11 protein-coding genes are annotated in these 14,268 nt (G+C 57.5%); 4 read left to right on the forward strand and 7 right to left on the reverse strand.

What is annotated here, in order from left to right; translation table 11 throughout:
• The first annotated feature begins 124 nt into the window (after window positions 1-124).
• The gene (locus tag ABF824_RS01980; RefSeq protein ID WP_415486175.1) at window positions 125-2,707 is read left to right on the forward strand and encodes a helicase-related protein; all 2,583 of its coding nucleotides are present in this window, start codon (window positions 125-127) and stop codon (window positions 2,705-2,707) included.
• 169 nt (window positions 2,708-2,876) lie between these two features.
• Window positions 2,877-3,209, forward strand: a complete 333-nt coding sequence (gene fdxA / locus ABF824_RS01985; protein WP_415486146.1) for a ferredoxin FdxA — start codon at window positions 2,877-2,879, stop codon at window positions 3,207-3,209.
• Window positions 3,210-3,315: 106 nt separating this feature from the next.
• On the opposite strand, the gene ABF824_RS01990 is transcribed toward fdxA, so the two are convergent.
• From ABF824_RS01990 to ABF824_RS02015, 6 genes are all read right to left on the reverse strand, one after another.
• Window positions 3,316-3,579: a hypothetical protein gene (locus tag ABF824_RS01990; RefSeq protein WP_415486148.1), complete on the reverse strand. Its 264-nt coding sequence runs from the start codon at window positions 3,577-3,579 to the stop codon at window positions 3,316-3,318.
• Window positions 3,580-3,747: 168 nt separating this feature from the next.
• Window positions 3,748-4,083 (reverse strand): cytochrome o ubiquinol oxidase subunit IV, encoded by a 336-nt coding sequence (cyoD, locus tag ABF824_RS01995; protein ID WP_415486149.1) that lies wholly within the window; start codon window positions 4,081-4,083, stop codon window positions 3,748-3,750.
• Window positions 4,083-4,688, reverse strand: coding sequence for a cytochrome o ubiquinol oxidase subunit III (gene cyoC, locus ABF824_RS02000; RefSeq protein ID WP_415486150.1), 606 nt, complete (start codon window positions 4,686-4,688; stop codon window positions 4,083-4,085). The genes cyoD and cyoC overlap by 1 nt, the downstream gene beginning before the upstream one ends.
• Window positions 4,688-6,679: a cytochrome o ubiquinol oxidase subunit I gene (cyoB, locus tag ABF824_RS02005; RefSeq protein WP_415486151.1), complete on the reverse strand. Its 1,992-nt coding sequence runs from the start codon at window positions 6,677-6,679 to the stop codon at window positions 4,688-4,690. The genes cyoC and cyoB overlap by 1 nt, the downstream gene beginning before the upstream one ends.
• A gap of 7 nt (window positions 6,680-6,686) precedes the next feature.
• Complete coding sequence (gene cyoA / locus ABF824_RS02010; RefSeq protein WP_415486152.1) at window positions 6,687-7,610, reverse strand: ubiquinol oxidase subunit II; 924 nt, start codon at window positions 7,608-7,610, stop codon at window positions 6,687-6,689.
• 477 nt (window positions 7,611-8,087) lie between these two features.
• Window positions 8,088-8,852 carry a Bax inhibitor-1/YccA family protein gene (locus ABF824_RS02015; RefSeq protein ID WP_415486153.1) on the reverse strand — a complete coding sequence of 255 codons (765 nt, stop codon included), beginning with the start codon at window positions 8,850-8,852 and terminating at the stop codon, window positions 8,088-8,090.
• Between the two features lie 603 nt (window positions 8,853-9,455).
• Here ABF824_RS02015 and ABF824_RS02020 point away from each other — a divergent pair.
• Both ABF824_RS02020 and ABF824_RS02025 read left to right on the forward strand, forming a co-directional pair.
• Complete coding sequence (locus ABF824_RS02020) at window positions 9,456-11,687, forward strand: PQQ-dependent dehydrogenase, methanol/ethanol family (protein ID WP_415486154.1); 2,232 nt, start codon at window positions 9,456-9,458, stop codon at window positions 11,685-11,687.
• A 55-nt stretch (window positions 11,688-11,742) separates the two neighbouring features.
• Entirely contained in the window at window positions 11,743-13,173 is a 1,431-nt protein-coding gene (locus tag ABF824_RS02025; protein WP_415486155.1) for a c-type cytochrome, read from the forward strand.
• A gap of 165 nt (window positions 13,174-13,338) precedes the next feature.
• Here the strand turns inward: ABF824_RS02025 and argB are convergent, their stop codons facing one another.
• Window positions 13,339-14,241, reverse strand: coding sequence for an acetylglutamate kinase (gene argB / locus ABF824_RS02030; protein ID WP_415486156.1), 903 nt, complete (start codon window positions 14,239-14,241; stop codon window positions 13,339-13,341).
• Window positions 14,242-14,268: the final 27 nt, after the last annotated feature.

The raw sequence follows: 14,268 nt of genomic DNA on the forward strand, positions 1-14,268 counted from the left end.
CACTTTATTAAAAACCGTGAGAGGAAAGCTGCTCCCGAAGGCAGGAGAAGGCAACCGTCTCCCAGATCCGCGCAACATGAAACTGTTGCTTGCATTTCTGCGCGAGCCATCCGACCATGGCGGCATGACAGGGTTTCTTACCCACCCGCTCCCGGCCTGCGCCCCAGCGGATGCCGATGGTTCCTTCCCCATGCCTCGTCATGGCGCGGACCATCACCTCCACGCCATTCTTGGCCCCACCAACACGGGTAAGACGCATTTCGCCATCGAGCGAATGCTGGCTCATTCCTCTGGTATCATCGGCTTCCCGCTGAGGCTTCTGGCCCGCGAGAATTACGAGGCCATGGTCGCCCGCAAAGGCGCCGCACACGTCGCACTGATCACGGGTGAGGAAAAGATCGTGCCCCCCGGCGCGCGATGGTTCTCCTGCACTGTGGAAGCCATGCCCGTGGACCGGCCAGTATCGTTTCTGGCCGTAGATGAGATCCAGCTCTGCTCGGACCCGGAACGGGGGCACATCTTCACCTCCCGTCTGCTCCACGCGCGCGGCCTCAATGAGACCCTGTTTCTCGGCGCCGAAACCATCGCACCCCTGATGAGACGGCTTGTTGAAGGCATTGTCATCGATACGCGGCCCCGCCTGTCCGCTCTTATCTATTCCGGCGCGATGCGGCTGGAAAAGCTGCCGGCCCGCTCCGCCATCGTCGCTTTCTCCGCCGCGGAACTTTATGCAATCGCGGAACTGATCCGCAGTCGGCGCGGCGGATGCGCCGTGGTTATGGGGCAGATGTCGCCCCGCACCCGCAATGCGCAGGTCGAACTCTATCAGAATCGCGAAGTGGACTATCTGGTGGCAACCGACGCCATCGGCATGGGACTGAACATGGACATCGCCCATGTCGCATTCGCCGGTCTCTCGAAATTCGATGGCTCCCGACGCCGTCCATTAACGGCTGCGGAAATCGCCCAGATTGCCGGACGTGCCGGACGCGGCGCGCGGGACGGCACATTCGGCACGACCGGCCGCTGTCCACCCATTCCCGACAACATCATTGAAGCCGTGGAAACGCATCAGTTCGATCCTCTGGAACGGCTGATCTGGCGAAATGACGCCCTCGATTTCTCCAGTCCCGCGGCCTTGATGGCCAGTCTCAACCGACCGCCGCCCCTGCGGGGCCTTCAGGCCAGCGAACCGACCAGTGACGCCCTGATTCTGGCAGCTCTGGCGCATGAGCCCGCTATCCGTGAAGCTGCCACAACCCGCGCCCATACACGCCTGTTGTGGGACGTCTGCCAGATCCCCGATTTCCGCAAGATCGGGGAGCGTAGCCATGCACAGCTCTGTGCCCGCGTATTCAGTCTGCTGATTGAGCAGCGACGCCTGCCCGCATCATGGATCGAGGAACAACTCGGACGCCTTGACCGCGTGGACGGCGATGTGGACACGCTGATGCAGCGCCTCGCCGGCATCCGTATCTGGTCCTACATCGCCAATCGCGAGCACTGGGTGAAGAACGCCTCCCTGTGGCAGGAGCGCACCCGTGCTGTGGAGGACAAGGTGTCCGATGCGCTGCATGAACGGCTCACTGCCCGCTTTGTCGACCGCCGCTCGGCACATCTGATCCGCCTCCTGGAAAACGAGAGCAACGCACCCCTTCTCTCCGCCGTGAAAGCGGATGGCGAGGTGATTGTCGAGGGGCATCCTGTTGGCCACATGCGCGGCTTCCAGCTCGAACTTGAAGCTGAATTGTCGCAATCCGACCGCGCGACTCTGGGACGTGCTGCCCGCCGTGCTCTTCGAATAGAACTCCCGGCCCGCGTCCGGGCCTGTCATGAGGATAACGACACGGCTTTCACCCTGTCGCACGACAATGGGGAAATCCATTGGCGCGACACCCTTATCGCCCGGCTTCGTCCCGGTCGTGATGCGCTGCATCCAGCGATCGGCCTGCTGGGGGATGGCCTGCTCGACACACGGCAACGCGACACTGTACGAGCCCGCATCAGCCGCTTTGTCGCGGGCCAGATCGAGCAGGAACTGGCTCCCCTGTTCCATGCCCATGCCCGAGCCGCCTCCAATCCGGAGACGCGTGGCGCTCTGCATGAGATGATGGAAGCGGCGGGACAGGCCGCTGCCCGCTTTCCGGTCACCAAAGGCCACCCCCTGCTGAAAATCGGTGTTCGGTGTGCATTGGGATGGCTCTATCTCCCCGCTCTTCTCAAGCCACGTCCAATGAAATTCCGCGCCCTTCTGCTGGCCGTTCATCAAGACGTCAGCCCCATTCAACTGCCACCGGCTTCCGCCGTGTCAGTGCCGATCGCCAGCTTCCCTTTTCCGGTGCTTGACTGGCTTGGCTGGGTGGCATGTGGGCCAGTGCGACTTAGGATCGACATGGTGGACAGGCTCACACGCCAGCTTTCTCATCAGGCGCGTCAGGGAGACGTGGCGCTTCCGGCAGACTTCGCCTCATGGCTCAGCACCAAGCGAGCGGATGTCCCGGCCATTCTGAGGTCTCTCGGCTTTCACCTTGCCGCGCCACGCCCGCTACCCGCTGTCATGGCGGGTCCGATGCCATTCTGGATGCTCGCACGAGCGCGTTCAGGAAAGGCAGAAAACCGTAGGTCCCGGCGCGCTTTACCTTTATATAAGAAGGACAGTCCCTTCGCGGCGCTGTCTGTTCTCCTGCAAAGAACCTCTGCCGCGTAAGCCCTACCGCATGGTCGCCATTCGCTGAAAAAGGAGAGTTTTCCTCTCCAATGGCTTGCGTCTGCAGGAAAACCGCATCATAGGTGCGCCTCAATCTGTGGACGGTGGCTCATCTGTTCACGCACACCAGGCTGGTCTGTTTGTCCAGCCCCGACAATCGGAGATGACGATGACCTACGTGGTCACTGAAAACTGCATTCGCTGCAAGTTCATGGATTGCGTGGAAGTCTGCCCGGTGGACTGCTTCTACGCCGGCGAGAATTTTCTCGTCATTAACCCTGACGAATGCATTGACTGCGGCGTTTGCGAACCGGAATGCCCGGCTGAGGCGATCTTCCCGGACAGTGACGACCGCGCGACAGCTTGGGCTGAGATCAATGCAAAATACTCTGCCGTGTGGCCGAACATCACACGCAAAGGCACCCAGCCGGCGGATGCCGAGGAATGGAAAGACAAGCCCAATAAAGCAGAACTGCTCTCCCCTGAGCCGCACAAGGACTGAGCAGACATTTTCTGTCTCAGGAACAGGCCCGTCTTCTCCGGAAGGCGGGTTTTTTTATTGCCTCAGCCTAGCGCAGGCATGTCCCTCCCTTGATTCAGTCTGTCTCTCACCAACGCCAGCGCCACTCACCATTCGTTTTTGATTTATAGACCCAGACAAATACTCCGGTCGTGACCACGTTGGTAAAAACAACGATGCCTTCGGCAAGGAGTGGCCGAGGCAAGTCAAGCCAAGGCACCGTCAAAGTCGGAATTAACGTCAATGCCAGGAAAAGCAGGAAAACAACCCATCCCTGCCAACTGATGGGCATCCCTGCACCATATCCATAGCGTTTTACGGCGAACCATCCTTGAGAAGTCTGTTTGTCCATAAGCACGTACCCATCAAATAGCTTATGAATACTCTTCATCTGATGGAACAGCGCACGTTCTCACAAGCAAATGAATGCTGCACAAAAAAAAAGCCCCACCCGAATTAACGGGTGGGGCTTTTCCAGATCGTTGGTCCAGTCACCGAAGTAACCAGAACAATAACCTTTTTAACGCGACATCATGTGAGCGGCCGTGTTGTCCATGATGAACAGCGTGCCGATAATGAGGATCACCACAAAGCCGAGGGTAAACAGGAAGACCTTGTTATCCCAGGCTTTCTCGGATGTCGTGCTCATATGCAGGAAGAAGATCAGGTGAACGATCACCTGAATCGCTGCCAGAGCGGAGATCGCCGTCAGTGTCGCAGAAGGTGACAGGCTGTGACCCATCACCACCATGAATGCTGCGACCGTCAGGACAACGGCAAGAACAAACCCGATTACATACGAGCCTGCACTGCCGTGACTGGAGCCCCCATGGGCTGCTGAATGGTCAGTACTCATCAGATCATGCTCGCCAGATAGACATAGGTGAACACGCAGATCCACACGATGTCGAGGAAATGCCAGAACAGGCTCAGCATGGTGAGCTTGTTCATCATACGCTCATTGATCGCGGTCACACCCGAAAGCTGGGCGATCAGGACGATAATCCAGATCAGACCACAGCTCACGTGCAGACCGTGAGTCGAAACCAGCGTGAAGAACGCGGACAGGAACGCACTGCGATCCGGGCCAGCACCCTCGGCAATCATGTGAGCGAATTCCTTGATTTCAAGGAACACAAACCCAAGACCCAGCAGGAAGGTAACGGCCAGCCACATCTGGACAGATTTGATCTGGCCCTTGTGAGCCGCGATCATGCCGAAACCATAGGTGATGCTCGAGATCAGGAGGAGCGCTGTTTCCAGCGCAAGCCCCGAAATTTCGAACAACTCCTTACCCGTAGGTCCGCCCGCAAACTGGTTGCGGAGGACTGCGAAGACGGCGAACAGCGATCCGAAGATGATGCAGTCCGTCATCAGGTACACCCAGAACCCAAACACCGTCGGCAGTTCGTGGTGTCCGTGTTCCGCGTGCGCGTCAGAGAGAGTTGTATCGTGCGCCATTACTCAGCCGCCTGTGCCATAAGTTTACGAGAGTGCTCGTTCTCGATCCGGGCAACCTCCTCGGCGGGGATGTAGTAATCAACATCCTGGTTCGAGCTGCGTGCAATGACGGTCGCAAAGACGCCCACCAGAGCGATTGCTGCAAGCCACCAGATGTACCAGACCGCGGCGAAACCAAGCACGAAGCTGAACGCACCAACCAGAAAACCGGCTGCCGTGTTCTTCGGCATGTGGATCGCCTCGTAAGGACCACCAGCCTGACGCGTGTCGATACCGTTTTCCTTGTCATGCATGAACGCATCAAGCTCATGAATGTGGGGAACGATAGCGAAGTTGTACGGCGGCGGCGGTGAAGACGTTGACCACTCGAGCGAACGAGCGTTCCACGGATCACCCGTCTCGTCACGGTTTTCAGCCAGGTTCATGTCACGGATCGAGACATAAAGCTGGGTCACCTGACAGACGATACCGAACATGATCATGACAGCGCCGATTTCAGCAATCAGCAGCCAGGGGTGCCACTGCGGATTGTCGTAGTGGTTCAGACGACGCGTCATACCCTCGAAGCCGAGGACATACAGAGGAACGAACGCGAAGTAGAAGCCGACAAACCAGCACCAGAACGCCCGCTTGCCCCAGGTTTCGTTCAGCTTGAAGCCGAAGACCTTCGGGAACCAGAAGTTCATGCCGCAGACATAGCCGAAATACACACCGCCGATGATGACGTTGTGGAAGTGAGCGATGAGGAAGAGACTGTTGTGGAGAACGAAGTCGGCAGCCGGGATCGCCATCATCACGCCGGTCATGCCGCCGATGGTGAAGGTGACCATGAAGCCAACAGCCCAGTACATCGTGGCGTGAAATTCAACGCGCCCTTTGTACATGGTGAACAGCCAGTTGAAGAGCTTAACGCCCGTCGGAATGGAGATGATCATCGTCGCGATACCGAAGAACGCGTTGACGTCAGCACCAGCACCCATGGTGAAGAAGTGGTGAACCCAGACGATGAACGACAGCACCATGATGGCGCAGGTCGCGTAGACCATCGTGTTGTAACCGAACAGCGGCTTGCGGGAGAACGTCGGAACGACCTCCGAGAACACGCCGAACGCCGGGATAACGAGAATGTAGACTTCCGGATGACCCCACGCCCAGATCATGTTGAGGTAGAGCATCTGGTTGCCACCACCGTCATTCGTGAAGAAGTGCATCCCGAAATAACGGTCAAGGCCAAGAAGAGCCACAGCCACGGTCAGAACCGGGAAGGCGACCATGATCAGCACGGAGGCGCAGAAAGCCGTCCATGTGAACACAGGCATCTTCATCCAGGTCATGCCCGGAGCACGCATCTTAACGATGGTGACGAAGAAGTTCACACCCGTCAGCAGCGTGCCTACACCGGAAATCTGAACCGCCCAGATATAGTAGTCGACACCGACACCAGGGCTGAACTGACTTTCGGACAGCGGCGGATAAGCCAGCCAGCCGCACTGAGAGAACTCACCGATGAACAGCGAGACGTTGATCAGCGCGAAGGCGACTGCCGTCATCCAGAAGCTCAGGTTGTTCAGGAACGGGAAAGCAACGTCGCGCGCGCCGATCTGAAGCGGCACCACGAAGTTGAACAGAGCCGTCATGAACGCCATCGCCATGAAGAAGATCATGATCGTGCCGTGGGCCGAAAAGATCTGGTCATAGTGATGAGGCGGCAGATAGCCGGGGTTTCCCGCATACGCCAGCGCAAGCTGGGTACGCATCATGATGGCGTCGGCAAAACCACGCACAAGAGCAAGCAGCGCAACGACGACATACATCACCGCCAGACGCTTATGATCGACAGACGTCAGCCACTCTTTCCAGAGATAGCCCCATTTGCCGAAATAGGTAATCAGACCGAGAACGGCGATACCCATGACCGCGACCCCGAGGAACGTACCGACGAGGATCGGCACATCCAACGGAATATCCGCGAATGATAATCTCCCTAGCATTGTGATCCTACTCCTTCATGTTCATGTCGGACATCGCGGACTGGACGTGGATCATCTTGCCCGTGCTCTTGTCCATGACCATGCCGTTGTTGTACTTCGCCACGATCTCGTCGAAGAGATTCGGCTCGACGTGGGAATAATACTTGACCGGCTCGGCCTCGCTCGGTGCCGCAAGACGCGGATAAGTCTGATCGTCCAGCTGATCAGCTGAAGAACGGACCTTCTCGACCCAAGCCTGATACTGCTCCTGCGGCATCGCAAGAGTGCGGAACTTCATGTCGGAGAAACCGCGACCACTGTAGTTGGCGGATTCACCGAGGTAATCACCTGCTTCCGTAGCCATCAGATGAAGCTGCGTCTGCATGCCGGCCATGGCGTAGATCATCGAACCAAGACGCGGAATGAAGAACGAATTCATCACGGCGTCGGAGGTGATCACGAAATGGACCGGAGTGTTCACCGGAATGGCGAGCTGGTTGACCGTGGCAATGCCTTCATTCGGATAGATGAAGAGCCATTTCCAGTCGAGAGCGACAACTTCCACATCAAGCGGCTTGGTGGTCGCTTCGGCCTCAAGCGGACGATAGGGGTCCAGCGAGTGGCAGGTCTGATAGGTGATCACAGCAAGAAACAGAATGATCAGGCTGGGAACGCCCCAGATGACCAGTTCGATCTTGTTGGAATGACTCCACTTCGGAAGGTACTCGGCTTCGGTGTTCGAAGCGCGATACTTCCAAGCAAAGTAGCATGCCATGATGATTGTCGGGACAACCACAATGAGCATGGCGATCGTCGATTCAACGATCAGGGTTTTCAGTTGGTCTCCCACCGGCCCTTTCGGGTCCAGGACGTCCCAGTCACATCCCGCCAGTGGAAGTACCGAAGCGAGACCGGCCAGTCTGGCCGCTCCCTTCAGGCACTTGTTTCTCATCGTACGTCCCTCGATTCTGACATACTCATTGACTTCTCCAGCAAATCCGCCTCCCGCCATACCAACCTTGCGAAAAAGGCCACGGCCATTTCAGGCCATGCTGCATTACAATGATTCCATAATCCCACTAGAAAGTTATCACAATGGATTATGAAACGGGGAAAGGCTCTGTTTTTCTCTCAGTGCAAGCCTGCCACCCTCTAATCATTGATCACGCAATATTTCAGATAATTACAAAATACACAGATACTCCTTTTTTTCGACACAACTCACAGACTTCCGCGAAAACAGAACTCACGGATTTCTGACTATCCCCCCAAGTTTCAAATAAGTGTTATCTTTTTTTGCATGCAGTTCATTCCCTACCGTCGACCCACCTACCCGGCAGCTCTGAATTTTAGCAAAAAAAAGCCCCGACCCTTTTTCAAGGCCGGGGCAGAGTCGCACTCTCAACACTGAGGACAGGCAATCAGCCCATCACTCGCTGCTGTTGCTGTTCCGCACACCCATAAACTGGAGAAGGAACTGGAACAGGTTGATGAAGTTCAGATACAGGCTTAGCGCGTCGTATACCGAGCGCTTCGCAACGCCTTCCGGCCCTTCATAATAGGCGAACTGCGGATAGGTCACCTTGATCCGCTGGGTATCGAAAGCGGTCAGGCCAATGAACAGGAACACGCCGACAACGCTGTAGATGAAATAGAGCGCCGGGCTACCCAGAAACATATTAACCAGTCCGGCAATCACCAGCCCGAACAGCCCCATCATGAGGAAGGACTGGAACCGGATAAGATTGGCGCCGGTCGTGTAGGCCCACAGGGACGTTGCGGCAAAGGTCGCCGATGTCACCAGAAAGACCCGTGCGACTGAAACGCCCGTATAGGCCAGCAGAATGCTTGAAAGGCTTGCTCCCATCACACCACAGAAAAGCCAGAACAGAGCCTGAACTGTTCCACGCGAAAGACGGTTCACGCCGAACGACATGACCATCACGAAACCCAGCGGGGCAATCATCGCCAGCCAGCCAAGACCCGTCGGCGCGATCTGATACCCCTGCACATGGAAGAACAGGGATCGCACTGAGGTTTCCGCGATCAGGTAAGCAACGAGCGCTGTGAGCAGCAATCCCGAGGCCATCCAGTTATAGACGCGGAGCATATACGCCCGCAGCCCAGCATCAATGGCCGCAGACTGGGTCCCGGTGGCAAAAGGCGACGAACGGAAGTCGCGACTGAATGACATACTGTCTCCTCGATCTTAGATCAGCTCTACCGATCCGCGATTCATATGTGTCCCCAAGGGGCATACTTCAAGAACGCCGGACACCTCAGACCTGACCGATACTCTTTATATATTACTATAGCATACTCAAGACGACCACTGCAGCACGGAAGCGGTCAAAGACGCCTTCATGAAGAGAGTTTCATTCCCTGTTCGCGTTCACCATCGACCGATGCGATTCCAATGAGTTCACATGGTTAGGACTTGCCTCAGGAATTTCACCTTTCCGTGAGGTTCGACGATCCGCAGCGGCTTTTGCTTGGGAAAACTGATCGAAATTGAGAGGGTCAAACGGCCTGACAGGCACGTTCTCCCGAAAGAGGACACCGCGTTACAGCCGTTGATTTAGCTACACGAAACCAGATTCTTTTCATTTGCGGACACTGAATCGTTCCCGCCAGGCAACGTCATAGTGGCGTTTCCGGGCCTTCCGTTGATGCATAGGGCGTGCCCAGATGACACGATTGACATCATTGGTTCATGTGGGCTGACTGAGACACAACGGTAATTCCGCATTGATTTGCCGAGAAAAACAGCAATCAGTGAGTTCGAGGACATAACGATATGAGCCGTCCTTCACCCGCCAAGAGGACTTCCCTCCTTGGCTTTCTCGCGGCAGGAACCATGCTTGCCGCGGCCCTCGGTCAGCCCGCAGGCGTCGCCCGCGCCGCTGACGATCAGGGTGCCACCGGAGAAGCGATCATCCACGCTGATGATCATCCGGAAAACTGGCTGACTTATGGGCGCACCTATTCAGAGCAGCGCTACAGCCCGCTTGACCAGATCAATCGTGACAATGTCGGCAACCTCAAGCTGGCTTGGTATTACGATTTCGACTCCAATCGTGGTCAGGAAGGCACGCCGCTGATCGTCGATGGCGTCATGTTCGCTTCCACCAACTGGTCCAAGGTCAAAGCCTTCAAGGCCGACACCGGCGAACTGCTATGGGCCTATGACCCGAAAGTGCCCGGTAACGTCGCTGTTCGCGGCTGCTGTGACACCGTCAACCGCGGTATCGCTTACTGGAACGGCAAGATCTATGTCGGCACGTTTGATGGCCGCCTGCTCGCGCTGGACGCCAAGACCGGCAAGCTGGTCTGGAGCGTAAACACCATTCCCAAGGACGCAGCACTCGGCAAGCAGCGCTCCTACACTGTCGATGGCGCCCCCCGTATCGCCAAAGGTCGTGTTATCATTGGTAACGGTGGCGCCGAGTTCGGTGCCCGTGGCTTCATCTCCGCTTTCGACGCCGAGACCGGCAAGCTCGACTGGCGCTTCTTCACGGTTCCGAACCCGAAGAACGAGCCGGATCACGCCGCGTCCGACAACATTCTGATGAACAAGGCCTACAAGACGTGGAGCCCGACCGGCGCGTGGACGCGTCAGGGTGGCGGCGGAACCGTCTGGGACTCGCTGGTCTATGACCCGGTCACCGACCTTGTTTACATCGCTGTCGGCAACGGTTCTCCGTGGAACTACAAATACCGTTCGAACGGTATTGGCGACAACCTGTTCCTTGGCAGCATCGTAGCGGTCAAGCCGGACACTGGCGAATATGTGTGGCACTTCCAGGCCACGCCAATGGACCAGTGGGACTACACCTCGGTTCAGCAGATCATGACACTTGATCTGCCGATCAATGGTGAAACCCGCCACGTCATCGTTCATGCGCCGAAGAACGGCTTCTTCTACATGATCGACGCCAAGACGGGTGAGTTCATCCAGGGCAAGAATTACGTCTACGAGAACTGGGCTTATGGCCTGGATCCGAAGACTGGTCGCCCGATCTTCAACCCCGAGGCGCTTTACACCCTGAACGGCAAGGAATGGTACGGTATTCCGGGACCGCTGGGTGCGCATAACTTCATGCAGATGGCGTACAGCCCGAAGACCAATCTGGTCTACATCCCGGCGCACCAGATTCCGTTCGGCTACAAGAACCAGGCTGGTGGCTTCAAGCCGCACCCGGATTCATGGAATGTCGGTCTGGATATGACCAAGACGGGTCTGCCCGACACCCCGGAAGCCCGCACGGCTTACATGAAAGATCTCAAAGGCTGGCTGCTGGCATGGGATCCGATCAAGATGCAGGCTGTCTGGTCGATCGAGCGTGAAGGCGGCTGGGACGGCGGCGTGCTGGCCACTGGCGGCGATCTGGTCTTCCAGGGGCTCGCAAAGGGTGAGTTCCACGCTTACGACGCCACGAACGGTAAAGACCTCTTCAAGTATGACCTGAAGAGCGGCATCATCGCGAACCCGGTGACCTACAGCGTCAACGGCAAGCAGTATGTCGCGATCGAAGTGGGTTGGGGCGGCATCTATCCGATCTCCATGGGCGGCATGAGCCGCACGGGCGGTTGGACAGTCAACCATTCCTACATCGCGGTCTTCTCCATGGACGGCAAAGCCAAGGCGCCGAACTGGAACAACAAGGGCTTCCTGCCTGTGAAGCCGCCTGCCGAGTATGACGAGAAACTCGTCGACAAGGGCTACTTCCAGTATCAGACGTACTGCCAGACCTGTCATGGCGATAACGCTGAAGCCGGTGGCGTGCTGCCGGATCTGCGCTGGTCGGGCGCCATCCGCCATCAGGACGCGTTCTACAACGTCGTCGGTCGCGGTGCTCTGACAGCTTACGGCATGGACCGTTTCGATACATCCATGAGCCCGGACGAAATCGAAACCATCCGTCAGTATCTGCTGAAGCGCGCCAACGAAACGTATGAGCGTGAGGCGGAAGCCCGGAAGAACCCGAACAACATTCCGACCGCTCCGGCGCTCGGCATCACGCCGTGAATGGGGGTCTTTGAAAATGACATCCTTCGAACAAAAGCGACGCGGCGGTAAAACAATGATCAAGGGACTCAAGACCGCACTTGGTGCGGTCGCAGCCGGGCTTCTGACGGGCACCATCCTGAGTGTTGCTCCGGCAATGGCCCAGGATGCGGGAGACAAGGATCTGGTCGCAAAGGGCGAATATATCGCCCGCCTTGGCGACTGCGTTGCCTGTCATACCGGCCTGCATGGCAAGGCGTTCGCTGGTGGTCTTGAAATCAAGACCCCTATCGGCGCGATCTACTCGACGAACATCACGCCTGACCCGGACACAGGTATCGGCAATTACACCTACGAGGACTTTGAAAAAGCCCTCCGTCACGGCGTCCGCAAGGATGGCGCGTCGATGTATCCCGCCATGCCTTATCCGGACTTCTCCCGTATGCCGGATGAAGACGTGAAGGCTCTCTACGCCTACTTCATGCATGGCGTGAGCCCGGTCAATCAGCCGAACAAGCCAGCGGGTATCTCTTGGCCGCTGTCCATGCGCTGGCCTCTGGCTCTCTGGGCCAAGTTCTTCGCACCGGCTGTGAAACCGTTCACACCGTCTGCTGGAGCTGATCCGGTTATCGCCCGTGGTGAATACCTCGTCACCGGCCCAGGTCACTGCGGCATGTGCCACACACCGCGCGGCTTCTCCATGCAGGAAAAGGCGTATGATGCTGCTGGCGGTGCAGACTTCCTGAGCGGTGGCGCACCGATCGATAACTGGATTGCACCAAGCCTGCGCAGCGATCCGGTGGAGGGCATTGGCCGCTGGTCGGAAGACGATATCGTCACCTTCCTCCGCTCTGGCCGTCTCAGCCACACGGCTGCATTTGGTGGCATGTCCGACGTTGTGGCATGGAGCACCCAGTACTGGTCGGAAGACGATCTTCGTGCGACCGCCAAGTATCTGAAGAGCCTGCCGGAAGTTCCGAAGCCCAAGGGCGATTACACCTACGATCCGTCCACGGCTCAGGCTCTTGATTCGGGCAAGACAGCTGGCATCACGGGTGCTGACATCTATGTGCAGCAGTGCTCGATCTGTCACCGTAATGACGGTGGTGCGGTCGACCGCATGTTCCCGCCTCTGGCTGGAAACCCGGTCGTAGCGTCTGACAACCCGGTCTCGGTTGCGCACATCATTGTTGCCGGTGGCGTTCTGCCGCCAACCAACTGGGCGCCTTCCGCGGTCGCCATGCCGGGCTATCAGAAGATCCTGAACGACCAGCAGGTTGCTGATGTGGTGAACTTCATCCGCACGGCCTGGGGTAACAAGGGCACTGCAAACATGACGGCGAGCGAAGTTGGAAAGCTTCGTGGCACTCAGTCGATCGCCGACACCCGGGGCTGGACCTTCTCTCCGACGGAAAGCTCCAGTTGGGGTCTGTTCACACCGCAACCTTTCGGCCCGGGCTGGACTTTTGCTCCTGCTACCCACGCAGGTGTGGATACCCCGCAGTAAACGGAGAGAACCTCTCTCCGCTTCCACGGGAAGTTCTGAGAAAGCCACGGAGGTCTCCTCCGTGGCTTTTCTTTTGCCTTGAGCGGAAAGCTCATCCTCTCAAAGACAAAAAAAGAGGGGCTATAAAAGCCCCTCTCCATCCTTATCAGCAGGCTGTATCAGCCGTTATGCACCCCGGATCAACGTGCCTGAGCCAGATGTCGTAAACAGTTCCAGCAGACAGGCATGCGGCACGCGACCATTCACAATCACGGCGGCCTTCGCCCCGGCCTGCACGGCTTTCAGGCATGTTTCGACCTTCGGAATCATGCCCCCGGAAATCATGCCGGATTCAATTCCCTTCTGCGCTTCTTCCGCCGTCAGTTCCGGAATCAGAACACCGTTCTGATCCAGAACACCTGGAACATCCGTCAGCATCAGCAGGCGCGAAGCATGGATGGCCCCAGCAATGGCGCCGGCAATGGAATCGGCATTCACATTGAATGTCTCACCATTATGACCACCAGCGACCGGCGCAATCACCGGGATCAGACCGGCTCCTGACAGCGCATACAGCACCTGCGGGTTGATCTCGTCGGGGTCACCGACGAAGCCCAGATCGAGCGTCTGCTCGACACCACTCGATGGGTCTTTCACTTTCCGCAGCATCTTGCTGGCTTTCACCAGACCGCCATCCTTGCCGGAAATGCCAACCGCCAGCGCCCCGGCCTCATTGATGAGGGTAGCAACCCGCTTGTTGACCGAACCGCACAGCACCATCTCGACCACGTCGATCGCCGCCGCATCTGTCACACGGAAGCCATCCACAAAGGAGGACTTCACCTGCAGGCGCTCAAGCATCTGATTGATCTGCGGACCACCACCATGCACGACGACCGGATTAATTCCGACCAGCTTCAGCAGGGCGATATCCTTGCCGAACGTCTGGGCCAGTTCCGGGTCGACCATCGCGTGACCGCCATTCATCACGACAATCGTATCGCCTGCATAGCGGCGCAGGAAAGGCAGAGCCCGAGCCAGTGTGGAGGCCTGCTGCAAGGCGTCTGCTGTTGGAAGTCCCTGAGTCATTTCACGTCCGTCTCTGTCCCGAAAACA

The organism is Acetobacter sp. (assembly GCF_047721705.1).
GTDB lineage: Bacteria > Pseudomonadota > Alphaproteobacteria > Acetobacterales > Acetobacteraceae > Acetobacter.